Origin of the sequence: Pseudomonas sp. BW7P1, from assembly GCF_024981055.1 — a bacterium.
Taxonomy (GTDB): domain Bacteria; phylum Pseudomonadota; class Gammaproteobacteria; order Pseudomonadales; family Pseudomonadaceae; genus Aquipseudomonas; species Aquipseudomonas bananamidigenes.
The window spans coordinates 2,537,818-2,558,913 of sequence record NZ_CP103374.1 but is presented as its reverse complement, the minus strand read 5'-3'; the positions used below and the strand labels follow the sequence as shown (position 1 = coordinate 2,558,913).

General features: G+C 62.0%; 25 protein-coding genes. 16 read left to right on the top strand and 9 right to left on the bottom strand.

Annotation, left to right across the window (positions count from 1 at the left end; translation table 11 throughout):
- Positions 1–14: 14 nt before the first annotated feature.
- Entirely contained in the window at positions 15–914 is a 900-nt protein-coding gene (locus tag NWV16_RS11595) for an acetoacetate decarboxylase family protein (protein WP_260523123.1), read from the bottom strand.
- Between the two features lie 225 nt (positions 915–1,139).
- On the opposite strand from NWV16_RS11595, the gene NWV16_RS11590 reads away from it, so the two are divergent.
- Complete coding sequence (locus NWV16_RS11590) at positions 1,140–1,970, top strand: alpha/beta fold hydrolase (RefSeq protein WP_065260303.1); 831 nt, start codon at positions 1,140–1,142, stop codon at positions 1,968–1,970.
- A 36-nt stretch (positions 1,971–2,006) separates the two neighbouring features.
- Here the strand turns inward: NWV16_RS11590 and NWV16_RS11585 are convergent, their stop codons facing one another.
- On the bottom strand, positions 2,007–2,399 hold the full coding sequence (locus tag NWV16_RS11585; RefSeq protein WP_260523122.1) for a GFA family protein: 393 nt from the start codon (positions 2,397–2,399) through the stop codon (positions 2,007–2,009).
- 109 nt (positions 2,400–2,508) lie between these two features.
- Between NWV16_RS11585 and NWV16_RS11580 the strand changes: the two genes are divergently transcribed.
- The 4 genes from NWV16_RS11580 to NWV16_RS11565 all read left to right on the top strand — a co-directional run bounded on the left by NWV16_RS11580 (position 2,509) and on the right by NWV16_RS11565 (position 5,843).
- Complete coding sequence (locus NWV16_RS11580) at positions 2,509–3,657, top strand: GGDEF domain-containing protein (RefSeq protein ID WP_260523121.1); 1,149 nt, start codon at positions 2,509–2,511, stop codon at positions 3,655–3,657.
- Positions 3,658–3,694: 37 nt separating this feature from the next.
- Positions 3,695–4,390: a class I SAM-dependent methyltransferase gene (locus NWV16_RS11575; RefSeq protein ID WP_260523120.1), complete on the top strand. Its 696-nt coding sequence runs from the start codon at positions 3,695–3,697 to the stop codon at positions 4,388–4,390.
- A gap of 80 nt (positions 4,391–4,470) precedes the next feature.
- On the top strand, positions 4,471–4,974 hold the full coding sequence (locus NWV16_RS11570; protein WP_260523119.1) for a VOC family protein: 504 nt from the start codon (positions 4,471–4,473) through the stop codon (positions 4,972–4,974).
- A gap of 35 nt (positions 4,975–5,009) precedes the next feature.
- Positions 5,010–5,843, top strand: coding sequence for an AraC family transcriptional regulator (locus tag NWV16_RS11565; protein WP_260523118.1), 834 nt, complete (start codon positions 5,010–5,012; stop codon positions 5,841–5,843).
- Between the two features lie 234 nt (positions 5,844–6,077).
- Here the strand turns inward: NWV16_RS11565 and NWV16_RS11560 are convergent, their stop codons facing one another.
- Together NWV16_RS11560 and NWV16_RS11555 are read right to left on the bottom strand one after the other, a co-directional pair.
- Positions 6,078–6,449 carry a DUF6124 family protein gene (locus NWV16_RS11560; RefSeq protein WP_260523117.1) on the bottom strand — a complete coding sequence of 124 codons (372 nt, stop codon included), beginning with the start codon at positions 6,447–6,449 and terminating at the stop codon, positions 6,078–6,080.
- Positions 6,450–6,807: 358 nt separating this feature from the next.
- Positions 6,808–7,395 carry a LysE family translocator gene (locus tag NWV16_RS11555; RefSeq protein ID WP_260523116.1) on the bottom strand — a complete coding sequence of 196 codons (588 nt, stop codon included), beginning with the start codon at positions 7,393–7,395 and terminating at the stop codon, positions 6,808–6,810.
- Positions 7,396–7,536: 141 nt separating this feature from the next.
- Here NWV16_RS11555 and NWV16_RS11550 point away from each other — a divergent pair, with 141 nt between their 5' ends.
- Positions 7,537–8,322: a type 1 glutamine amidotransferase domain-containing protein gene (locus NWV16_RS11550; RefSeq protein ID WP_260523115.1), complete on the top strand. Its 786-nt coding sequence runs from the start codon at positions 7,537–7,539 to the stop codon at positions 8,320–8,322.
- On the opposite strand, the gene NWV16_RS11545 is transcribed toward NWV16_RS11550, so the two are convergent.
- Positions 8,300–10,537, bottom strand: a complete 2,238-nt coding sequence (locus NWV16_RS11545; RefSeq protein WP_260523114.1) for an ATP-binding protein — start codon at positions 10,535–10,537, stop codon at positions 8,300–8,302. The genes NWV16_RS11550 and NWV16_RS11545 overlap by 23 nt on opposite strands.
- Entirely contained in the window at positions 10,534–11,139 is a 606-nt protein-coding gene (locus tag NWV16_RS11540) for a biliverdin-producing heme oxygenase (protein WP_260523113.1), read from the bottom strand. The genes NWV16_RS11545 and NWV16_RS11540 overlap by 4 nt, the downstream gene beginning before the upstream one ends.
- 259 nt (positions 11,140–11,398) lie before the next feature.
- Here NWV16_RS11540 and NWV16_RS11535 point away from each other — a divergent pair, with 259 nt between their 5' ends.
- A complete protein-coding gene (locus NWV16_RS11535) occupies positions 11,399–12,019 on the top strand; it encodes a LysE family translocator (protein WP_260523112.1) in 621 nt (206 codons plus the stop codon).
- Here the strand turns inward: NWV16_RS11535 and NWV16_RS11530 are convergent.
- The gene (locus NWV16_RS11530) at positions 12,016–12,429 is read right to left on the bottom strand and encodes a VOC family protein (RefSeq protein ID WP_260523111.1); all 414 of its coding nucleotides are present in this window, start codon (positions 12,427–12,429) and stop codon (positions 12,016–12,018) included. The genes NWV16_RS11535 and NWV16_RS11530 overlap by 4 nt on opposite strands.
- 109 nt (positions 12,430–12,538) lie before the next feature.
- Here NWV16_RS11530 and NWV16_RS11525 point away from each other — a divergent pair, with 109 nt between their 5' ends.
- The 4 genes from NWV16_RS11525 (at position 12,539) to NWV16_RS11510 (ending at position 15,718) form a co-directional block, all read left to right on the top strand.
- Positions 12,539–13,621 carry a bifunctional transcriptional activator/DNA repair enzyme AdaA gene (locus NWV16_RS11525; RefSeq protein WP_260523110.1) on the top strand — a complete coding sequence of 361 codons (1,083 nt, stop codon included), beginning with the start codon at positions 12,539–12,541 and terminating at the stop codon, positions 13,619–13,621.
- A 16-nt stretch (positions 13,622–13,637) separates the two neighbouring features.
- On the top strand, positions 13,638–14,255 hold the full coding sequence (locus tag NWV16_RS11520) for a DNA-3-methyladenine glycosylase family protein (RefSeq protein WP_260523109.1): 618 nt from the start codon (positions 13,638–13,640) through the stop codon (positions 14,253–14,255).
- Positions 14,256–14,331: 76 nt separating this feature from the next.
- Positions 14,332–14,820, top strand: a complete 489-nt coding sequence (locus NWV16_RS11515) for a GFA family protein (protein WP_260523108.1) — start codon at positions 14,332–14,334, stop codon at positions 14,818–14,820.
- Between the two features lie 100 nt (positions 14,821–14,920).
- Positions 14,921–15,718 (top strand): MipA/OmpV family protein, encoded by a 798-nt coding sequence (locus NWV16_RS11510; RefSeq protein WP_260523107.1) that lies wholly within the window; start codon positions 14,921–14,923, stop codon positions 15,716–15,718.
- A gap of 6 nt (positions 15,719–15,724) precedes the next feature.
- Here NWV16_RS11510 and glp read toward each other — a convergent pair whose 3' ends face one another.
- Both glp and moaB read right to left on the bottom strand, forming a co-directional pair.
- Positions 15,725–16,930 carry a gephyrin-like molybdotransferase Glp gene (glp, locus tag NWV16_RS11505; protein ID WP_260523106.1) on the bottom strand — a complete coding sequence of 402 codons (1,206 nt, stop codon included), beginning with the start codon at positions 16,928–16,930 and terminating at the stop codon, positions 15,725–15,727.
- The gene (gene moaB, locus NWV16_RS11500; protein WP_065260324.1) at positions 16,927–17,466 is read right to left on the bottom strand and encodes a molybdenum cofactor biosynthesis protein B; all 540 of its coding nucleotides are present in this window, start codon (positions 17,464–17,466) and stop codon (positions 16,927–16,929) included. The genes glp and moaB overlap by 4 nt, the downstream gene beginning before the upstream one ends.
- 298 nt (positions 17,467–17,764) lie before the next feature.
- Between moaB and NWV16_RS11495 the strand changes: the two genes are divergently transcribed.
- The 5 genes from NWV16_RS11495 to moaE all read left to right on the top strand — a co-directional run bounded on the left by NWV16_RS11495 (position 17,765) and on the right by moaE (position 20,810).
- Positions 17,765–18,664, top strand: coding sequence for a LysR family transcriptional regulator (locus NWV16_RS11495; protein ID WP_260523105.1), 900 nt, complete (start codon positions 17,765–17,767; stop codon positions 18,662–18,664).
- Between the two features lie 108 nt (positions 18,665–18,772).
- Positions 18,773–19,615 carry a formate dehydrogenase accessory sulfurtransferase FdhD gene (gene fdhD / locus NWV16_RS11490; RefSeq protein WP_260523104.1) on the top strand — a complete coding sequence of 281 codons (843 nt, stop codon included), beginning with the start codon at positions 18,773–18,775 and terminating at the stop codon, positions 19,613–19,615.
- On the top strand, positions 19,612–20,097 hold the full coding sequence (gene moaC / locus NWV16_RS11485; protein ID WP_260523103.1) for a cyclic pyranopterin monophosphate synthase MoaC: 486 nt from the start codon (positions 19,612–19,614) through the stop codon (positions 20,095–20,097). Before fdhD ends, moaC begins: the two co-directional genes overlap by 4 nt.
- Positions 20,094–20,345: a MoaD/ThiS family protein gene (locus NWV16_RS11480; protein WP_260523102.1), complete on the top strand. Its 252-nt coding sequence runs from the start codon at positions 20,094–20,096 to the stop codon at positions 20,343–20,345. Before moaC ends, NWV16_RS11480 begins: the two co-directional genes overlap by 4 nt.
- A 3-nt stretch (positions 20,346–20,348) precedes the next feature.
- Entirely contained in the window at positions 20,349–20,810 is a 462-nt protein-coding gene (gene moaE, locus NWV16_RS11475) for a molybdopterin synthase catalytic subunit MoaE (RefSeq protein ID WP_260523101.1), read from the top strand.
- Positions 20,811–21,096: the final 286 nt, after the last annotated feature.

Below are 21,096 nucleotides of genomic sequence, written 5' to 3'. Positions count from 1 at the left end.
GCTGCGACCACCGGTCATGGCTGCGTCGTCAGCGGTACCGGCAGATGAAGCACGATCTGGGCGTCCTTGATCACGTCCAGGCGCAGGATCCGCGAAGCCCCGAGGCCATCGAGCAACTGGCTCAGCGGGCCACCGTTGCGATCCAGCTGCACATCGCGCGGAAACAGACGCTGGGCAAAGGACAATGTGTTGCTCTGCACCACGCTCTGATGCCACAGACCATCGACGTGATGAATCATGGTCGCGGTGCTCATGCGTGATTGCGGTGTGACGTTTTTCAGGGTCGGCAGCGGCGCTTTCAGGATCAGATCCGGCAGGCCTTTGGGCCCGTCAATGCGGGCGCTGATGCTGTTGCCGATGTTCACGTTGATATCGGCGCGCCACTTGGGCAGTTGATAGCCGTGCACGCCGCGCACCCGGGCAATGTCCGTGTTCACCGGCAGCGCCAGCACATGGGCGGTGAAGTTGCGCCGGCGCATGGCGTCCATCAGTTCCAGCGCGTGGGAGCCTCGGGCACCGGGGCGACGCACGACAATCGCCACGGAGACCTCGTCGTACGGATCGTTGTCGCAAACCGAGTAGGAAAAAAACGTCAGCGCCACCAGCCCGTAGCCGGGAAACGCCCGCAGCGGTTCAAGCGGTGCCGGCAACGTAGCGCGCAAGCGGTCCAGCGGTGCGAGGAACAACAACTGCACGCTGCCGGAACGGTAATAGAAGTTTGGCGCCCAGGTCGGCCCGACTCTGGACACCACCTGCTGCTTGGGAATGCGCCGAAAGAAATCAATGTTGCCGGCAGCCTTGTCCCGGGCCACTTCGTCGAGGTTGGGGTTCATACGGAAACGGTCGTAATAACCGCCCTCCAGCACCTCGACCTTGTGCGATCCGAATTCCACCTCTCTAAAGCGCTTGTTCATGTCCGCTGACCTTCTCGCTGAATGCTCCGGCGGAGGGCCGGTGAACAAGACTCTAAGGTTCAACCGAACTTTAAGGTCAAGCGCACTGCGGCTATGGCGCACCATTCACGCCAGCGATGACCGTTCGGAACTTGCTTGACCTTCAAGTTCAATTCAATCCTAGAGTTCATAGCGCTTGTCTTCACCCCTTCACGTTTTCGTTCCGCATTTTCAGGAGTAGCAAACATGGGCTATGTCACAACGAAAGACGGCGTCGAAATCTTCTACAAGGACTGGGGCCCGAAAGACGCCCCGGTGATTCACTTCCACCACGGCTGGCCGCTGAGCGCGGACGACTGGGATGCGCAGATGCTGTTCTTCCTCGCTCAGGGCTTCCGGGTGGTGGCCCACGACCGACGCGGTCACGGTCGCTCGAGCCAGGTCTGGGACGGCCACGACATGGATCACTACGCCGACGACGTGGCGGCGGTGGTCAATCATCTGGGGACGCAGAAAGCCGTGCACGTCGGCCACTCCACTGGTGGCGGTGAAGTCATCCATTACATCGCCCGGCATGGCGAGGATCGGGTCTCCAAAGCCGCAATCATCAGCGCCGTACCGCCACTGATGGTGAAGACCGAAAGCAATCCGGGTGGTCTGCCGAAGTCGGTGTTCGACGATCTTCAAGCCCAATTGGCGGCCAATCGCGCGCAGTTCTATCACGATGTGCCGGCCGGACCGTTCTATGGCTACAACCGGCCGGGAGCGAAGCCTTCGGAGCCGGTCGTGCTCAATTGGTGGCGTCAGGGCATGATGGGCGGCGCCAAGGCGCATTACGACGGGATTGTCGCCTTCTCGCAGACCGACTTCACCGAAGACCTGAAAGGCATTTCGATTCCGGTGCTGGTGATGCACGGCGATGACGACCAGATCGTGCCGTACGAAAACGCCGGCGTGCTGTCGGCCAAATTGCTGAAAAACAGCACGCTGAAGATTTATCCGGGCTTCCCTCACGGCATGCCGACCACCGAGGCGCCCACCATCAACGCGGATCTGCTGGCCTTCATTCGCGGCTGATCCCGTTGGCCGGGGTCAGCCGCTCTCTGGCCCCGGCTATTCTTCGGTTCGTCCGCAACCTTCACGATCACGCACGTAATGTCTGGCCACGGGAAAGGCTGGCAGCCACGACTCGCGACGCACGGTCCAGAGTTCATAAGTCGGCTTCAATTGATCGGGCGCATCCAGCGCGCCCAGACTGATCTCGATTTCATCACCACTGCGGCCGAACACCGACGATCCACAGCGCGGGCAGAAAAACCGTCCGGCATAGTCTCGGGTTTCGCCCGTAATGGTCACCGCGTCCGCCGGAAAAATCGCCGCCGACGCAAACAGCGCACCATGGTGTTTGCGGCAATCAAGACAGTGACAGACACCAACCCGCCAGGGTCGTCCTGACGCCTCGATACGCACCTCGCCGCACAGACAACCACCGGTCAATCGGTCCATGGGACACCTCGTCTGAAAATGGAATATCCGGTGAGTGAAAATAGCAGCCCTCCGGGGGAACGCTTACAATCGTGGCCCATTAACACTACTCAGACAGACCCTTCCCTTCATGGCGCTCGACCCCCTTACGATGCTCACCCTTTCCGTCGCCCTGGCAGCGGCAGCCGCCCTGTACCTGGCGGTCGAATGGCGCAGCATCCGCGAAACCTCGTTGCTGTTCTGGAGCGCCGGTTTCGCCACCATCACCGTCGGCTCGAGCCTGGCCCTCTTGCGCGCCAACGGTTTTCCGCTGCTCGGCATCTGGTTCGCCAACGGCCTGCTGGTGGTCGCTCACTGGTTGTTCCTGCTGGGTGTTGCGCGGTTTACCCAGCGCTCGTTAACGCGAGCCTGGTACTTGATCTTCCTGCTCTGGCTGGCGTTGCTGCTGTTACCGGATGACCCGTCGTGGTCGAAGATCATGCTGATGGCCAACTCGCTGCTGGTGGCCGCGTTGATGCTGCGGGCCAGCCTGTTGCTGCGCCCTCACGGCCGTTCGCTGAGCATCGGCGCCGTGCAACTGCGCTATGTGCTGTTGCTTCACGGAGTGTTCTATTTCGCCAAGGCAATCACGGCGGTGGTACCGGGTACGCTGATTGATCTGACGGCGTTTCGCGGCACGATCATTCAGATTTCCCTGGTCGAAGGCGCCATGGCGATCATGCTGATTGCACTGTCGATGACCGGCACCGAGCGCTACCGCCGGGAAAAACAGATCGCCGAACTGGCCGCCCGGGACCCGCTGACCGCGCTGTACAACCGCCGCGCCCTCGAAGTCCGCGCCCCGCGCCTGTTCGATCAAGTGTCCAGCGATCGCCCCGGCGCCCTGCTGCTGATCGACATCGACAACTTCAAACTGATCAACGATCTGTATGGCCACACCGCCGGCGACCGCCTGCTGATCTCGCTCAGCGAAATGATCCGTTCACAGCTGCCCCAGGGCGCGCTGGCGGCAAGGCTGGGCGGTGACGAATTCGTCATGTTGCTGGGCGATGCCGCTCACGAACAGATCATGCTGCTGGGCAGTGGGCTGCGCGAACAGTTTCAGGCACTGACCTCAGAGACCTACAGCACACCGCAGGCCGTCACCCTGAGCATTGGCGCCAAAGTCTTCGACCAACCGCCGGCCAGCCTCGCGGCATTGATCGAACAGGGCGACAGCGCGCTCTACGAATCCAAGCGCGGCGGACGCAACCGGATTCGTCTGGCGGAGGGCACCTGACCTATCCTTGCCTGTATCCGCATCCTCGGAGTTCGCCATGTCCTCGCCTGAATCCACCCTCCTCCAGAGCTGGAGCCACAACGCTCAGGCCTGGACGCAAGCCATCCGCAGCGGCGCCATCGAAAGCCGCCAACAAGTCACCGATCAGGCGATTCTGTTGGCAGTGACGGGGCGCCAGCCGGAGCGCGTACTCGATCTGGGATGCGGCGAAGGCTGGCTGTTGCGGGCACTTGTCGAGCGAGGGATCGACACCGTCGGCGTGGACGGTGATGCCACGCTGGTCGAGGCGGCACAAGCGGCGGGATCGTCTCCTGTGTACGTCGCCAGCTATGAAGAGCTGGCAGAAGCGAAAGTCGACATCGGCCGCGATTACGACCTGATCTGCGCCAATTTTTCCCTGCTGCATCAGGACATCATCCCGCTGCTTGCCGCCATGAACGCCCTGCTCGTGCCTGGCGGTGCGCTGGTGATCCAGACGCTGCATCCGTGGTCGGTGGCCGCCGGTGATTATCAGGATGGCTGGCGGGAGGAAACCTTCGACGGCTTCAAGGGCCAGTGGCAGCCGATGCCATGGTATTTCCGCACCCTGTCCAGTTGGCTCAATGCGCTGGACATGGCCGGCTTTCAGTTGAGCAGCCTGCGCGAGCCGCAGCATCCGCAAAGCCCTGCGCCGCAATCCTTGTTGCTGGTGGCCGAGCGAAGAGACGCATCGTCGGCCCCGGGCCTGAGCTGAACACGGGAACCGCCATCCCATGGCGGCCAAGCGGACTAGACTGTCAATCCAGCGTGTCCAACCTGCCGAGGATGACTGCCATGCAACGTTTCCAGAAAATCACACCGTGCCTGTGGTTCGACGATCAGGCCGAAGCGGCGGCGAAGTTTTACTGCTCGATCTTCGACCACTCGAAAATCACCGCCGTCACTCACTACGGCAAGGCCGGCCAGGAGTTTCACGGACGCCCCGAAGGCTCGGTGATGACCGTCAGTTTTGAACTCGACGGCCATACATTCACCGGGCTCAATGGCGGGCCGCTGTTCAAGTTCAATGAGGCGATTTCGTTTCAGGTCAATTGCCAGAACCAGGAAGAAGTCGACCATTTCTGGGGCAACCTCAGTGCCGGCGGGCCGGTGCAAGCGCAGCAATGCGGCTGGCTCAAGGACAAGTTCGGCGTGTCCTGGCAGATCGTCCCGGTGGCGTTCATGCACATGATGACCGACCCTGACACCGCCAAAACCCAACGCGCCATGCAGGCCATGCTCGGGATGAAAAAACTCGACATCGCCGAACTCGAGCGAGCCTTCGCCGGCCAGAGCTAATACACTCAGGCACAGGCCTGCCGAGAACCATAACGATGAAACACGCTGCCGCCAAAAAAACCGAACAAGCCCCACGCTTCTGGCGCGACGACGCCCTGCCCTTCATCGAAGCGCGGGCCATCGCCGATGGCCGCGAAGTCTGCTATTCACGGCACTCCCACGCGCACTTCTCCATCGGCGCAATCACCGCCGGCCGAAGCACCTATGTGCATGAGCAATCCTCATTCGAAGTGGCGGCCGGCACGGTGGTGTTGATGAATCCGGGGGATGTCCACGCGTGCAACCCCATCGACGATCAGCCGTGGTCGTATCTGATGCTGTACGTGGAAACGCCGTGGCTGACGGATCTGCAGCATCAATTGGGGTTCAGTGCGGCGCTTGAGTTCCGGCGGTTTTCCGATACCCATTTGAATGACGCCCGCCTGTTTCGCGATTTGAATGCGTTGTACGCGGTATTGGTCGACGATCAGCAAGACCTGCTGCGCAAACAGAGCGCCTGCGTAGAATTCTTCAGCGACCTGCAACGGCGCCTGAACCCCATCGAGCAACCGCTTCGCGAACCCAACTTCAAACTCGAACGCGCCGCCGATTTCATTCGCCAGCACTGCACGGAACTGCTCAGCCTCGACGACATCTGCGCCGCTGCCGAACTGTCGCCGTCCTATCTGATCCGCGCCTTCAAACAGCACTTCGGCATGACGCCTCATGCGTTTTTGGTCAACCAGCGTATTCAGTTTGCCCGGGAGTGTCTGCGTCGCGGGCGGTTGATTGCGGATGTGGCACTGGAGGCGGGGTTTGCTGACCAGGCGCATTTCCAGCGGGCGTTCAAGCAGCATCTGGCGGCGACGCCGGGGCAGTATCGGGGATAACAACAAAACGGCCCGCGTTGCTGCGAGCCGTGGGGGTAGCGGGTGAAGTCATTGGTCATGACTTTGCCGCAGGTAAATAAATGCGTCCCCTTCGTTTGTTTTCCGATTTTTGTCTGGCGAAATCTGTGGCGAGGGAGCTTGCTCCCGCTCGAGTGCGAAGCGCTCGCAATACTTTTCGGGAGCTGCTTCGCAAACCGGCGGGAGCAAGCTCCCTCGCCACAATCGCTCACCTGGCTACAGGTTTGAATCAGCCTTCAGTTCCAGATTATCCAGCACCCGATTCACCGCCAGTTCCGCCAGCATGATCAGCTGCCCGATGCCCAACAGCACATGCCGCTGCGGCGCATCGATCATCCCGGCGAAATCGCTGGCCATGGTTTTGGCTGAGGTCAGGGTCTCGCAGGCGTCGGCCAGCAGTTCTTCGTTCGCGATGCCGGGGGCGATGAGGTAGCGGGTGCCGGGTTTGAGCAGCGGTTTTCTGGGTTGGAACGGATTGAGGTAGTGATCGAGGGCGCGCTCGGCGGCTTCGTGGAATTTCTTCGAGTCGAGGGTTTCGTAGGGCGAGGTGGTATCGGTTTCAGGCGGGTTTGGCGTTGGTTTGATCATTGTGAAGCTCCCTGATTTATGGAGCTGCCACGGTTCGCTGCGAAACGAATGGAGGTGGCAGCTGTACGCGGGTTCGCAGACCGGGAATCAAGGAACCCGGCATACCCGAAGGTATCCCGCGCACAACCGCCATTACGCGATCAGCCAAAAAAAGCTGAACGGAAACGACGCTCTGGGCGCCTTGATTGATCCGGGCTGCGAAACCCGGTCGCTGATTCGTCAGCGACCGGCACACGATAAAACCCGGCCCCAAGGCCCACAAGCCGGCGGATTCTGGCGGATGCGTAGGCAATGGCGCAAGGTGTTGTGGCTTGCCGGAAGCATCCTTAAACACCTTTAAACCCAAGGCCCGCCGCGCTTACGGCAACAGCAAATACCCCGCACTCACTGCCAACAGCAACGCCATCACCCGATTGAACAAGCGCATTCCCGCCGGATTCCCGAGATAGCCACGCAAAAACGTCCCGGCATACACCCAGCACCCCACCGACAGATAGCAGATCACCAGATACACCGCCGCAAACTGCCACACCAGCCGCGCCTCGCCATCGGCGACAAACGCGCCCATCCCCGCCACGCAAGCCAGCCACGCCTTGGGGTTGAGCCATTGCATGACCGCACCATAGAGCATCGACGGCGCCCTGCCCGATTCTCCCGTATTCAACTGCCCATCATCGGTGGCCAGTTTCCAGGCCATGAACAGCAGAAACGCCACCCCGGCCAGTTGCACCACGCGGGTCAGCGACGGCCACTGTTTCAATACTTCGTGAAGCCCCAGTCCCATCAGCACCAGCAACAACACGAACCCCAGCGTCGCCCCGGCCACGTGCCGCTGACTGGCGCGAAAGCCGAATTGCGCCCCCGAACTCAACGCCACGATATTCACCGGCCCCGGGGTAATGGACGCAGCCAGGGCAAACGCCGCCATCGACACAATCAGACTCATCGCACACCTGCTTCAAATCGAGGAACAAGGCGAGCACAGTAGCCAGCGCACACCGGGCAGTATTGAAGGAAATTACCCCCCGCACGCGCAGACCCACTACGCTCTACCTCAGTGACCACTCTCGACCAGGACGTCGCCTCCATGATTCTGATGCTGTTGCCAGCCGCCGATTACGATCCCACCGAAAGCAGCGTGCCCTGGCAGGCGATGCGTAATGCGGGCATCGAAGTGCGCTTTGCCACGCCGCAGGGCTTGCCCGCCCACGCTGATCCACGATTGGTGGATATCGGCTTCGGCTTGCTGAGTTCGATGCTGATGACGCGCAAAGCCGACCTTCACAGTTACACGCAGATGATCGAGTCCGAGGCGTTCAGGCAGCCGCTGGCGTATGCCGATGTCGACACGACGCCGTTTGACGGTTTACTGATCCCCGGCGGTCATGCCAAGGGGATGCGCACACTGTTGGAGTCCACGCAGGCCCGGCAGATCGCCCTGCAATTTTTCAAGGCCGGAAAACCCGTGGCAGCGGTGTGTCACGGCGTGCTGTTGCTGGCCCGCACCCTCGATCCGGACACCGGGCGTTCGGTGTTGTTCGGGCGCAAAGTCACGACGTTGCTCGCGGCAACCATGGAACTGCCGGCGTGGCTGATGACCGCTGCGTGGCTGGGACGCTACTACCGCACCTACAAACAGACGGTCGAGGCAGAAGTGAAAACCGCACTGGCCAGCAAGGCCGACTTTGTACGCGGGCCGCTGATCGCCAAACGCGATTGCGCGCAGAAACCTCAAGCCGGATTTGCGGTGCGCGACGGTCAACTGCTCACCGCACGCTGGCCCGGCGACTGCCATCGCTTCGCCGCCGAATGGGTGGCCATGTTGCAAGCCACCCGGCGCGATCCGCTGCTCAGTCCAGACGCGGCACGGTAAAGCGGAACTCGCTGCCCTGCCCCGGCTCACTCTCGGCAACGATCCGCCCGCCGTGGGCCTCAACGATGCCCTGCGTGATGTACAGGCCCAGCCCGGTGCCGTTCGGGTTGCCTTCCTTTACCGTCCAGTAGCGGTCGAACACATGCGGCAGGTGATCCTTGGGAATGCCTTCACCGCTGTCACGCACGGTGAAGACGATGTCATCACCCACCGACCTGGCCACCACATCGACCGTGCCCAGGCGTGGCGTGAACTTGATCGCGTTGCCGACCAGATTCGACAGCACCTGAAACAGCCGCTCGGGGTCGGCATGGATGCTCAGATCCGGATCGGCCTCGAACGAGATGCTGATGTCCTTGTCCAGCGCCAGCGGCGCCAGCAGTGATTGCGCCTCTTCGAACATCTGCGCGACATCGAGTTTCTGTGGCGCGATGGTGTAGCGCCCGGCGTCGATTTTCGAGGTGTCGAGCAAGTCTTCCAGCAACGTGTTCATGCGCCCGGCGGCTTGCTGCATGGTGTCGATGGCCGTGGAAATGCGCCGCGAGGTATGCGGTCCGTCGGAGCTGAAAGCCTTCTGCATCATGCCGCACAGCATCGAAATGACGGTCATCGGGTTGCGCAGGTCATGGGAAACCACCGCCACCAGCTCATCGCGGGCGCGCACCGCTTCCTGCTCGCGGCGCACCTGGCGTGCCAGGTCGTTTTCCAGTGCCGAGCGGCGCAGGTCGTTGGCGGCAAACAGGTCGCCGTGGCTCCACTTGGTGGAAATCCCGGCCATCTCGACTTTCCAGATCTCGAACGAAGTACGCGGCCGCAGGCGCAGGCCGGCGTCGGAGTTCTCCAGATCCAGCGGCTTGCGCGGATCGCCACTCCAGTTGATGTTCTCTTTGACTTCGGGGCGGAACCACAGCACGCCGTTGTCCACCGGTTTGGGCAGGCTCATGGCGAGCACGCCGCTGGCGACCTGCTGATACTGCGCGGCCGGCGGGTAGACGCTGGCCAGGTGATGACTGGCGAACACCGGCTCGCCACGCTCCTGCAACCACTTGTGCAGGGCACGAATCTCCTCCGGCTCCGGGCAATTGCCGTAACGGTGCAATTGCTTGTCCTCGATGATCGCGATACCGCCGGCATTGGTCAGCGCCATCAGCACCTGTGGCTGGTTGGCCAGGCCGTCGAAGACGTTTTGCGGCGAGTCGATCATCGCCCGATTGAGCAGTGCCAGCGCTTCGACCTTTTCCTCACGCTGGCGGCTGACTTCCAGTGCTTCCATCGCGCTGATCTGCAACGACAGCACCTGGCCGATGGTCTGGCACGCCGTGCGCAATTCGTGCGGCACGTGCAGCGGCTGGCGGTTGCCGCAACTGATCAGGCCCCAAAGCTTGTCGCCCTTGAGCAGGGAAATGCTCATCGACGACAACACGCCCATGTTCTTCATGTACTGGCAGTGGATCGGCGAGACGCTGCGCAAGGTGGCGAAACTCAGGTCCAGCGGGGTCTGGGTGTCCGGGCGCAGCTTGGGCACCAGCGGCACTGGCTGGTAGTCGGCGTTCGGAATGATCCGCAACCAGTTGGTGCGGTACAGCTCCCGGGCCTGCTCAGGGATATCGGATGCCGGGAAGAACAAGCCGTTGAACACTTCCATCGACGGGTCGGACGCTTCGGCGATGACCTGGCCATGGCCCTCTTCTTCGAAACGATAGATCAGCACCCGGTCGTAACCGGTCATGGCCTGGATTTCCTTGACGCTGATGTCGTACAGCGCTTGCAGGCTCTGGGCCTTTTGCAGGCGCGCGAGCATCCGCCCCAGGTGGGTTTCGGTGCCGGCGACGTTACGCGGCTGGAAGTTTTCGACGTGGATTTCCAGCTCCAGGATCAACACATCCTGATGGCGATGCAGCAAACCTTCGAACGCCGTGCCGTTGAGGCGAAAATGCAGCGGCGGCGCGTCGGAGAGGATCGGCTGCTGCAAGGCTTCGCGAACCTGTTCGGCATGGGCATCGCCGATCAGGCTTTGCAGTGGCTGGCCGATCAGTTCCTGAGCCGGGCGCGCGAGCAACGTCTCGACGTTGGCGCTGATCTGGATGATCGAAAGCTCCGGCTCGCTCAGGGTCAACAGCAGACCGTGCGGCTGGATCGCGCCGGGAAAACGGATCGGCTCGTCGGCACAGTTGGCCAGCAACTCTTCAAAGGCTTCTTTGTCTTGCGGTGTCATACCAGAACCTCCTGGCTCTCGAGCCAGCGCTCGAAACAGCTGAATGTGGTGTGGGCGGCCGCCACGACGGCTTCACGCTCGTCGGTGTCCATCGGGCGGCAGCCCAGGTATTCGATGAAGTCGCGCCAGCGTCGGCCGGTGGCAGCACCGTAGATGTCCAGGAACGCTGCGCCGTTGTCTGCGCCAAGGCCCAGTCGTGCGGCGATTTCCCGGCGCAGGATCTGACCGCCGAGGGTCGCGCCCTCCAGCACATATAAAACGCCCAGCGCTGCGGCGGTGGAGTCGATGACGGGTAACTGCCGGCAGTCGGACAAGTCCGTACCGTTGGCGCCCAGCGCTTGCAGATCCCGTTGCAGGGTCGGTGCCTTGAGGCGCGTATCCAGATCGAAATCGGCCGGGAGCGCACCGCTGTCCCGCAACGCGGCTTCGAGAGGTTGATAAAAGCCGTAATAGGCGCGCATCAATCGCTCGAAAGCGCGCAGATCAAGGGCGTCGGAGAAGAAAGGAAGGCGCTTTTCCAGTGCAATGTGCAGTTCGGCCGTGCCGGCGCGCAGATCCTGCAACACCGGTGGTACATGAACCTCGCGGGCCTTTGCTTGCATGTAGTCGCTCGTGCAGTGGGCCGTCGGGGCCATGGGGGAATGGAAACAAGCTTACACGGCTATGACGCTTTCTGACCGATTGATTCGGTTTTCAGCCGATTCCGCCTCCCTGCAAGAAGTTGAGAGTTGACGCAACGGGAGAAAGTTCGAAGTCATTTCTTCCCGCAAACGCTGTACTGTGACTCTGCAACTCGACTGTACGGTTCGGCTCGCATGATCCCATGATAAAAATGACGCTCCCGTCACCGGAGCCCGCGCCATGGATCTCGCCACCCTCTCGCTGTTTCTGCCCGCCTGTTTCGCCTTGAACATGGCGCCCGGCCCGAACAATCTGCTGTCGGTCAGCAACGCCTCCCGTTATGGCTATCGGCGCGCCTGCCTGGCGGGAACCGGACGGTTGCTGGCGTTCGCCGGGATGATCGCCCTCGCGGCGGCAGGGCTGGCGGTGGTACTGCAGACATCCGAATGGCTGTTTTACGGGATCAAGATTGTCGGCGCGGGGTACCTGCTGTATCTGGCGTGGCAGCTGTGGCGGGCCAACCCTGCTGCAGAAGACACCGTTACCGCGCCGACCAGTGGACTTCTGGCCTTGGCACGTCAGGAGTTTTTGGTGGCCGCAGGAAATCCCAAGGCAATCCTCATCTTCACTGCCTTCCTGCCGCAGTTCGTCGACCCGAACCACGCCATCACCCCGCAATTCATGTTGCTGGGGGTGCTGTTCCTGCTGCTGGAATGGATCGCCATCAGCGCCTACGCCTGGATGGGCCTGCACATGCGCCGCTGGTTCGCCGAGCCGCGCGGCAAGCGGATTTTCAATCGCTGCTGCGCGGGGCTGCTGTCAGCGGCAGCTTCGGTGTTGCTGATGGCCAAAAGGGCCTAGGCCTCGGACGGGCCTTTGAGTTCGACCTGATTGCCGTCGGGGTCGAAGCAGTACAGCGACAGGCCGTTGCCCTCGGCGCCGAAACGGGTCTCGGCCTTTTCCACGCTCAGGCCGCAGGATTGCAAATGGCTGACCAGCGCCGCTTCATCGAACGGCTCGATGCGCAGGCAGAAGTGATCGACATTGCGCCGCTCGCTGCCGGCAGCGGCGCCGCCCTTGCGGCCGATTTCCCCTTCAAGATCGACCAGGTCGATCATCGACGTGCCGGCCCGCAGGTGCACCAGGCCGAGTTTTTCGTTGTGCTTGACCACTTCGGCGCCAAAGACCCGGTCGTAGAAATCGATGCTGCGTTGCAGGTCGGCAACGCGCAGCACGATGTGATCGATGTGGTGAATCGTGAACGGTGGCATACAGGTAACTCCCGAGTTGTAACGACCCGGTCACTGTAGTGCAGCAACCGGAAAATTCACTGTCGATTTTTCGGTGGAGCCATCGAATAACTGGTTTTATCCTCGGCCCATGAACATACAGACTGCTGTCCTGCCCCCTCACGCCGAAATGGTTCGCGCCATGCTCGCCAGCGACACTGCCTATGAAGGCGTGTTCTTCACGGCGGTGAAAACCACCGGGATCTTCTGCCGCCCGACTTGCACGGCGCGCAAGCCGAAACCGGAAAACGTCGAGTTCTTCGCCCACGCCGACGACTGCCTGTCCGCCGGTTACCGCGCCTGCCTGCGCTGCAAGCCGCTGGACGCTGCCGCCATTGCCCCGGACTGGGTGCAGCGGCTGCTCAAGGCCGTGGACGCCGATCCGGAGGTGCGCTGGAGCGATGCGCAATTGCTCGCCGAGGGTATCGAACCCCTGAAGCTGCGGCGCTGGTTCAAACAGCATTTCGGCATGACCTTCCATGCGTGGCTACGCACCCGCCGGCTTGGCGTGGCGTTGGGCGGGATCAAGCAAGGCACGTCCATCGACCATGCGGCATTCGATTCCGGGTATGAATCTCTCAGCGGTTTTCGCGATGCATTCCAGAAGTCATTCCACATCACGCCCGGACGCGCAGCGACCAGCGAACCGCTGCTGTTCACCCGCCTGACCACGCCGTTGGGACCGATGATTGCCATGGCCGAGCGACGCGGCCTGGTGTTGCTGGAGTTTCTCGATCGCCCGGCGCTGACCCGGGAAGTCGAAGAGCTGCAACAGCGTTACCACTATGTCGTTGCACCGGGACACAACGCGCATTTGCAGCAAATTGAACACGAACTGGCGCTGTACTTCGCCGGCCAGCTGAGCGAATTCAGCGTGCCGTTGCACCTGCCCGGCAGCGAGTTTGCCCGCCAGGTCTGGGCCGAACTGCAGCAGATCCCCTACGGCCACACCAGCACCTATGGCAGCATCGCCACACGGCTGGGCAAACCCGGCGCCAGTCGCGCCGTGGGGCTGGCCAACGGGCAAAATCGGCTGGCGATCGTGGTGCCATGCCACCGGGTGATCGGTGCAGACGGTTCGCTGACCGGCTATGGTGGCGGGCAACCGCGCAAGGCGTTTTTGCTCAGGCTGGAAAATGCCGCCGTGCAGCTCACGCAACCGCTGGCTTTCTGACAAACCGACCATAAACATGCCTGATCCATATCAACCGGCCAGCGAGTTTCTGGCCAGCCTCGACGCCGACTGGCAGCGCCACATCGCGGCGGTCGGCCCATGTCTGCATCAACCGCATCCGGCGCGGGATCCTTATGAATCGCTGGTACGGGCGATTGCCTATCAGCAACTGCACGCCAAAGCAGGCGATGCGATTGTCGGGCGACTGGTGGGGTTGTTTCCCCAACAAGCGTTTCCGCGCCCCGAACAGATTCTGGCGACGGATTTCGACCGCTTGCGCAGTTGCGGCTTTTCAGCGAGCAAGATTGCGACGATTCAGGGGATTGCCCGGGCCACTCTCGACGGAGTGGTGCCGGATTACTCAACTGCGCAGGCGATGGAGGATGAAGCGCTGATCGAGCGTCTGGTCAGCCTGCGCGGCGTCGGGCGCTGGACAGTGGAGATGCTGTTGATCTACAGCCTGGAGCGCCCGGATATTCTGCCGGCTGATGACTTTGGCGTGCGCGAAGGATATCGGCGGTTGAAGGGGTTGGAGGTGCAGCCGACGCGCAAGCAGATGATTGAGATCGGGTTGGAGTGGAGTCCGTTTCGCACCGTGGCGGCCTGGTATTTGTGGCGGGTGGCCAAGCCGTAGACCGCGATGGCGGCGGCACAGAAGACACATCTCTTCTAGGCTGAACCGCATCGACAAAGCCCCATCGGAGGCCACCATGCACCTTGAAGGCTCCTGCCACTGCGGCGCGGTTTCATTCACCCTCGACAGCGCCCACCCCTACCCTTATCAGCGTTGCTACTGCTCGATCTGCCGCAAGACCCAGGGCGGTGGCGGCTACGCGATCAACCTCGGCGGCGATGCGGCCAGCCTCAAGGTGCGCGGGCGCAAACACATCACGATCTACCACGCGAAAATGAAAGGCGATGGCGACAAACGCGCCCACCGCAGCAGCGCCGAGCGGCACTTCTGCTCGTTGTGCGGCAGCGGTCTGTGGCTATTCAGCCCGCAATGGCCGGAGTTGATCCACCCGTTCGCCTCGGCCATCGACACACCGTTGCCGGTGCCACCGGAACACACCCACCTGATGCTCGGCTCGAAAGCGCCGTGGGTCGAAGTGCAGGCGAGCGCGAAGGATCAACAATTCGAGGTTTACCCCGAAGAGTCCATCGCGCAATGGCACGAACGGCTGAAATTGACCCGGTAGCCACCTTCACAGTCTTTGACAGTTTCCCGACAAAGCTGCCAAAGATTGCCGCTGCCCCTACGCCTAGCATGGCGCATCCATATTCCTCATCGGGTGCCCCATGCCGGTTTCGCTACGTACATTCTCGCTGTCCCTGACCTCCCTTTGCCTGCTGCTGCCGGGTGTCACTCTGCGTGCCGAGGACTGGCACACCACATTACGTGTCGGGGCCGCCAGTGCACCGCGCTACAGCGGCAGTGACGAGCGGTCGGTAGCGCCATTGGCAGGTGTTGAAATCGTCAGCCCCTACGGCGTGTTCCTCGACAGCAGCCGAGGTCTGGGCTGGAGTTTCGATGAAGAGGATTTCGGCCTCAGCGTGTACATCGGCGCCAGCGACGTGCGCAAGGATCGCAAGACCGGCTACAAGGGCTCGGACGAACTCAACGGCATGGGCTCGATCAAGTCGCGCCCGGTGATCGGGCTCGACGGGACGTATCACTTGGGCCCGCTCATTCTCGGCGCCAGTTTCGAACATGCGCTGGAAAAGGACGACGATGACCACGACACCGGCTCATCCTGGAACCGCCTCAAGCTCAGCATCAGCGCGCCGCTCTACGAAGGACGGTTCGGCAAGGTGACCGGCGGCCTCAACAGCCAGTTCGGCGACAGCAACTTCATGCGAACCTGGTACGGCGTCAGCGATGCCCAGGCCTCCCGCAGCCAGTTCCAGGCCTACAAGGCCCGGGCCGGGTTGATCAGCCGTGGCGCAGACCTGACGTGGTCATTGCCGCTGGACAAACAATGGAGCGTCTCGACAGTGCTGGCGGTGCAGTACCTGAACCACGAAGCGGCCGACAGCCCGATTGTCGAGCGCAGGATGCAGACGTCTCTTGCCGGGCAAGTGATCTACACTTTTTGAACACGCTTAAAACAGCTCGCTGAACGGAATGAAACGCAGCGGATCACCCATTCGCAACGTGCCGTTCTCCGGGATTTCCACCAGCCCGTCGGCCCAGGTCGCGCCAAGCAGCACGCCGGAACTCTGGTTCGCATACAGCGCTGCCTGCCCACCTTCCAGACGCACCCGCAAGTATTCGCGTCGGCTGCCGAGTTTCGGCCAGTCGAACCCGGCGTTGACGGTGAAGCTCAGCGGCAGCACCTCTTCCACGCCTTGAATACGCAGCAGGTACGGGCGCGCCAGCAGGCCGAAGGTCACCAGCGCCGAGGTCGGGTTACCTGGCAGGCCGATCACCGGCACCGTGCCGAAATGGCCGACTGTCAGCGGTTTGCCGGGCTTGATCGCGAGCTTCCACAGCAGCGGTTTGCCGTTGTCACGCAGCACCTGGCCGAGGCAATCGGCGTCACCGGCAGAGACGCCGCCGGTGGTCAGAATCAGGTCGGCGGCTACCTGCAACTGCTCGAGCTTGAGCCGGGTTTGCGCCGGGCGATCCGGAAGAATTCCGGCGTCGATCACCTCGCAACCCAGTTCGCGCAGCCAATGATCGAGCAAGGTGCGGTTACTGTTGTAGATGCTGCCGGGACGCAGCGGCTGGCCCGGTTCCACCAGTTCGTCACCGGTCGACAGCAATGCCACACGCGGACGACGCACCACCGGCAGGTGAGTCATGCCCTGCCCGGCGGCCACTGCCAGTTCGAACGGACCGAGGCGTTTGCCGGCTCGCAGCAGTGTGTCGCCGACGCGGTTCTCCTGCCCCTGGGCGCGGATGTTCTGGCCCACTTTCAGCGGTTGCAGAAAACGCACGCGGCCGTCCTCCTGCACTTCGGTGTTTTCCTGCATTTCCACGCAGTTGGCCCCCAGTGGCAACGGCGCGCCGGTGAAGATCCGCGCGCAGGTGCCGGGCAGCAAGGCGTCCGGCGCCAGCCCGGCGTAGACCCGCTGCGACACCCTCAACGGCTGGCGATGCAGATCGGCCAGGTTCAAGGCGTAACCGTCCATGGCGCTGTTCGGCCATGGCGGCAGATCGAGGGTGGCGACCAGATCGCTGGCCAGCACTCGACCGCGCGCCTCATTGAGCGGCACCGATTCACTGTCCGGCAGGCGTTGTTCGTTGGCCATCGCCAGCAACTGGTCGAGTGCGTCCTCGACCGGCATCAACCCCGGCTTGCTCATCCGCGTGGCCCGCAGGCTTGCACCGGTTTGAGGTGCGGGACGAAGTTGCACGGGCGGTGACGGTTATCCAGTTGCTCGGCGAGGATGCCTTCCCATGCGGTGCGGCATGCGCCGGTGGAGCCCGGCAGGCAGCACACCAGCGTGCCGTTGGACAGCCCCGCCAGTGCGCGGCTTTGAACGGTGGAGGTGCCGATGTCGAGAATCGAGATGGCGCGGAACAGTTCACCAAAACCGTCGATCTGCTTGTCCAGCAGGCAGGCCACCGCTTCCGGGGTGCTGTCGCGTCCGGTGAAACCGGTACCGCCGGTGATCAGCACGACCTGAATGTTGTCGTCGGCGATCCAGTGCGCGACCTGGGCGCGGATCTTGTACAAGTCGTCCTTGAGCAGGTTGCGTTCACTCAAGGTGTGACCCGCTTCGAGCAGACGGCTGACCAGCAACTGGCCGGAGGTATCGCTGGCGTAATCACGGGTATCGCTGACCGTCAGCACGGCAATATTCAAGGGAACAAACAGGGCATCCGCTTTAACACTCATGGCACTCTCCGGCCTTCGCCAATTCAATTGGGCCAGAGCCTAAGTGCCACTTGTCGAGACTGTCTAATCACTCTCGCCAACCGCTTTATCGACCCGCTCTATCGGCGTTTTTTCAGTGGACCGAAAACACAGATCCAGCCAATGAAACCGGCCATGATTGAATCCCTCGATAATCTCTTCAACGCTTCCGATTGGACGAAAACGCCGATCAGTGGGATCGTCGCCGCCTGCGCTTTTCGTGCGCCGTACGCATCTGCGTCAATACTCAATCAAATTTCCCATTCGAGCAGGTGCCATCGTGGACATCAAACAACTCAAGTTCCTGATCGCGCTGGACGAAACCCGCCACTTCGGCCAGGCCGCCGCGCGCTGCCACATCACCCAGCCGACCCTGTCGATGCGCCTGCGCAATCTGGAAGACGAGCTGGATCTGGTGCTGGTCAATCGCGGTCAGCGTTTCGAAGGTTTCACCCAGGCCGGGGAACGGGTTCTGGCCTGGGCTCGCACCCTGCTGGCCGCTCACGACGGACTGTTCGCCGAGGCTGCCGCCTGCCGTGGGCAACTGGTCGGCAGCCTGCGTCTGGGGCTGGTGCCGCTGAGCAACTTCAATGCGGTGAATTACATTCAGGGTTTGTCGGGGATATTTCCCGAGCTGAAATACAGCCTGTCGTCGCTCAGCTCGGACGAGATCATCGAAGGGCTGGGCAACAATCAGCTGGACCTTGGCGTGTGTTACCTGGACCACGTCAACCCGAACTATTTCGAGTTTTTCGAGATTGGCGAAACCCGCGTCGGCCTGCTCTACGACACCCGTCATTTCCATTTCGAGGGCCCGGAAATGAGCTGGGAAGAGGCCGCCGAACTGCCGCTGGGGATGATCACCACCGGCATGCATTACCGAAAATCCATCGACCTGAGTTTCCGCAGTCGCGGACTCAACCCGCAGCCGATCATGGAAAGCGATTCGACCTATCAGTTGCTGCAGGCGATTCACCAGGGTTTCTGCTGCTCGATCATGCCGCTGGACAGCGGCCTTGAAGAACCGATCGAGCACCTGGCCTTCATCAATCTGCCGGACGCCAGCGTGCTCGCGCCGCTGGGGCTGGTGATGCGCAAGACCGAACCACGCTCGGCGATTGCCGAGAAGTGTTTTGCCGAGGCGCGCAAGATGTTCGGGATCGAGGCGCCTGCCGTTTAACGCCTTCAGTGATCGACCAATCCAATCACGGCATCGGAACAAGCGATTGGACGCACTTTTCCCCGCCCCGTAGCCTGAACCCACTTCAGCGCTTCGGGGACTTTCAAGATGCTGTGCCAGGTTCAACCAACCATCGAAACGGGCGATGCCAACGCCCCCGCGCCACAACCTTCGCAGGTGGCCTACCGCGAATACCTCGACGACGCGCCGGTGTCCCACGCGGCGCTGGCAGCGGAGATCGCGCTGGCCATCAGCTACAACGGCCTGAACCAGGCCGTGATGATGGTTTCGCCGGGCAACATCGAAGATTTCATTCGCGGCTTCAGCCTGAGCAATGCCATCGTCGGCAGTCTTGACGATATCCATGACATCCGGCTGACCCATTTCGATCAGGCCTGTCAGGCCGAGGTGCAGATTTCCAGCCGGGCGTTCTGGGCCCTGAAGGATCATCGCCGGCAGATGGCGGGCACCAGCGGATGTGGCCTTTGCGGTGTGGAAGCCCTTGAGCAGGCGCTGCCGCCACTGCAAATCCTGACGCCGGCACCGTTGCCGCCCGCCGCGCACTTCGACGGCATTCGCCTACGCATCGAACAGGCCCAGCAACTGGCCCGCAGCAGCGGCGCCCTGCACGCGGCGTTGTATTTCGACGCCGACGGCGAAGCGCTGCTGTGCCGCGAAGACATCGGCCGCCACAACGCCCTCGACAAGCTGATCGGCGCCCTGCAATTCGGACGCCTCGATGCGCGTCAGGGCTTCGTCGTGGTCACCAGCCGCTGCAGCCTCGAACTGATTCACAAAGCCGTACGTGCCCGCCTCGGCACGCTCGTCAGTCTGTCCGCCCCGACTGCACTGACGGTGCGCTGGGCCCTCAGGCACCGCTTGAACCTGATCCATGTTCCGCACCGCAACGCCCCGCGAATCTACAGCCCGATCCAGGAGCCCACCCCATGAGCGACACCCTCACCCACCTCGACGATCAGGGCCGCGCCAACATGGTCGATGTCGGCGACAAAGCCGCTACCCGCCGCGAAGCCACCGCACAGGCCTGGGTACAAATGCGTCCGCAAACGCTGCAAATGATCCAGTCCAACGGTCACCCCAAGGGCGACGTGTTTGCCGTGGCGCGGATCGCCGGGATTCAGGCGGCCAAGCGCACTCACGAACTGATTCCGTTGTGTCATTCGCTGCTGCTCAGTTCGATCCACGTCGAACTCAAGGCCTGCGAACCGGACCGCGTGCAGATCACCAGCACCTGCCGACTCACCGGCCAGACCGGGGTCGAACTCGAAGCCCTGACCGCCGCCAGCGTCGCCGCGCTGACGATCTATGACATGTGCAAAGCGGTGGACCGGGCGATGGTCATCGGCGACATCCGTCTGCTGAGCAAACAGGGCGGCCGCTCCGGCCACTTTCAATGGGAGAACCCGCAATGATTCTGATCAATTACTTCGCCAGCTACCGTGACCGGCTCAATCTGGGCGGGGAAAAGATTCCCGCAACCGCCACCCTCACCTGTGTCGAGGACGTGCGGCAAATGCTCATGGCCCGGGGCGATCTGTGGCGCGAAGTGTTGGGGGCCGGCAACCTGATGTGTGCGGTGAATCAGGAGTTGTGTCAGCCGGATCAGGCCATCGAGGATTTCGACGAGATCGCTTTTTTCCCACCGGTCACGGGGGGTTGAGTCATGGGCGTTCGAGTCCAGCGAAAAAGTTTCGATGCCGGTCAGCTGATTGCCGATCTGCATGCGCGCAACCCGCGGGTGGGCGCGGTGGTGAATTTCATTGGTTATGTGCGGGATCTGAACGTCGGGCAGTCGGTGACCGAGCTGTTTCTGGAGCACTATCCGGGCATGACCGAGAAGGCCCTGGAGCAGATCGCCGAACAGGCTCGTGAGCGCTGGCCGCTGCTGGCGGTGGAGATCGTGCATCGGGTCGGTGCGCTGTCGGTGGCCGAGCCGATCGTGTTCGTCGGTGTCAGCAGCAAACACCGGCATGCAGCGTTCGAAGCCTGTGCCTTCATCATGGATGTACTGAAGACCCGTGCGCCGTTCTGGAAGCGAGAGACAACGCCAGAGGGCTCGCATTGGGTCGAGGCTCGAGAGAGTGATCGGAATGCGGCGTTTCGCTGGAGCCTGGCGCACGCCTGACACGGCACTGTCGGCTGCAGCAAAGCCTGACATCGGAATCAGGCGTTTACTTCTCCCGGACTTCCCCCTTACTATCCAGCCACACCGGCATGGCGGGACACACCCGCCGCCGACGTTTTCCGCCAACGGAAACACGCGTCATGAGCACGTCACTACAACAATCAGAATCGTTGAACGTCTCTGCACTGTGCGCCCTCCTTCACAGGGGCCGTGCATGAATCGCATCGTCAATCTCCCCATGGCCCTGAGCCGCTCCAAGCTGCGTCACTCCGCACGCCCGCCGGAT

What these genes read in the sequence shown, in the direction of transcription:
- NWV16_RS11510 (WP_260523107.1), top strand. Translation starts at nt 14,921, where the DNA reads ATGCCGGTTTCGCTACGTACATTCTCGCTGTCCCTGACCTCCCTTTGC.
- NWV16_RS11535 (WP_260523112.1), top strand. Translation starts at nt 11,399, where the DNA reads ATGGATCTCGCCACCCTCTCGCTGTTTCTGCCCGCCTGTTTCGCCTTG.
- NWV16_RS11525 (WP_260523110.1), top strand. Translation starts at nt 12,539, where the DNA reads ATGAACATACAGACTGCTGTCCTGCCCCCTCACGCCGAAATGGTTCGC.
- fdhD (WP_260523104.1), top strand. Translation starts at nt 18,773, where the DNA reads ATGCTGTGCCAGGTTCAACCAACCATCGAAACGGGCGATGCCAACGCC.
- NWV16_RS11520 (WP_260523109.1), top strand. Translation starts at nt 13,638, where the DNA reads ATGCCTGATCCATATCAACCGGCCAGCGAGTTTCTGGCCAGCCTCGAC.
- NWV16_RS11550 (WP_260523115.1), top strand. Translation starts at nt 7,537, where the DNA reads ATGATTCTGATGCTGTTGCCAGCCGCCGATTACGATCCCACCGAAAGC.
- moaC (WP_260523103.1), top strand. Translation starts at nt 19,612, where the DNA reads ATGAGCGACACCCTCACCCACCTCGACGATCAGGGCCGCGCCAACATG.
- NWV16_RS11565 (WP_260523118.1), top strand. Translation starts at nt 5,010, where the DNA reads ATGAAACACGCTGCCGCCAAAAAAACCGAACAAGCCCCACGCTTCTGG.
- NWV16_RS11580 (WP_260523121.1), top strand. Translation starts at nt 2,509, where the DNA reads ATGGCGCTCGACCCCCTTACGATGCTCACCCTTTCCGTCGCCCTGGCA.
- NWV16_RS11595 (WP_260523123.1), bottom strand. Translation starts at nt 914, where the DNA reads ATGAACAAGCGCTTTAGAGAGGTGGAATTCGGATCGCACAAGGTCGAG.
- glp (WP_260523106.1), bottom strand. Translation starts at nt 16,930, where the DNA reads ATGAGCAAGCCGGGGTTGATGCCGGTCGAGGACGCACTCGACCAGTTG.
- moaB (WP_065260324.1), bottom strand. Translation starts at nt 17,466, where the DNA reads ATGAGTGTTAAAGCGGATGCCCTGTTTGTTCCCTTGAATATTGCCGTG.
- NWV16_RS11585 (WP_260523122.1), bottom strand. Translation starts at nt 2,399, where the DNA reads ATGGACCGATTGACCGGTGGTTGTCTGTGCGGCGAGGTGCGTATCGAG.
- NWV16_RS11555 (WP_260523116.1), bottom strand. Translation starts at nt 7,395, where the DNA reads ATGAGTCTGATTGTGTCGATGGCGGCGTTTGCCCTGGCTGCGTCCATT.
- NWV16_RS11480 (WP_260523102.1), top strand. Translation starts at nt 20,094, where the DNA reads ATGATTCTGATCAATTACTTCGCCAGCTACCGTGACCGGCTCAATCTG.
- NWV16_RS11590 (WP_065260303.1), top strand. Translation starts at nt 1,140, where the DNA reads ATGGGCTATGTCACAACGAAAGACGGCGTCGAAATCTTCTACAAGGAC.
- NWV16_RS11540 (WP_260523113.1), bottom strand. Translation starts at nt 11,139, where the DNA reads ATGCAAGCAAAGGCCCGCGAGGTTCATGTACCACCGGTGTTGCAGGAT.
- moaE (WP_260523101.1), top strand. Translation starts at nt 20,349, where the DNA reads ATGGGCGTTCGAGTCCAGCGAAAAAGTTTCGATGCCGGTCAGCTGATT.
- NWV16_RS11515 (WP_260523108.1), top strand. Translation starts at nt 14,332, where the DNA reads ATGCACCTTGAAGGCTCCTGCCACTGCGGCGCGGTTTCATTCACCCTC.
- NWV16_RS11575 (WP_260523120.1), top strand. Translation starts at nt 3,695, where the DNA reads ATGTCCTCGCCTGAATCCACCCTCCTCCAGAGCTGGAGCCACAACGCT.
- NWV16_RS11560 (WP_260523117.1), bottom strand. Translation starts at nt 6,449, where the DNA reads ATGATCAAACCAACGCCAAACCCGCCTGAAACCGATACCACCTCGCCC.
- NWV16_RS11530 (WP_260523111.1), bottom strand. Translation starts at nt 12,429, where the DNA reads ATGCCACCGTTCACGATTCACCACATCGATCACATCGTGCTGCGCGTT.
- NWV16_RS11545 (WP_260523114.1), bottom strand. Translation starts at nt 10,537, where the DNA reads ATGACACCGCAAGACAAAGAAGCCTTTGAAGAGTTGCTGGCCAACTGT.
- NWV16_RS11570 (WP_260523119.1), top strand. Translation starts at nt 4,471, where the DNA reads ATGCAACGTTTCCAGAAAATCACACCGTGCCTGTGGTTCGACGATCAG.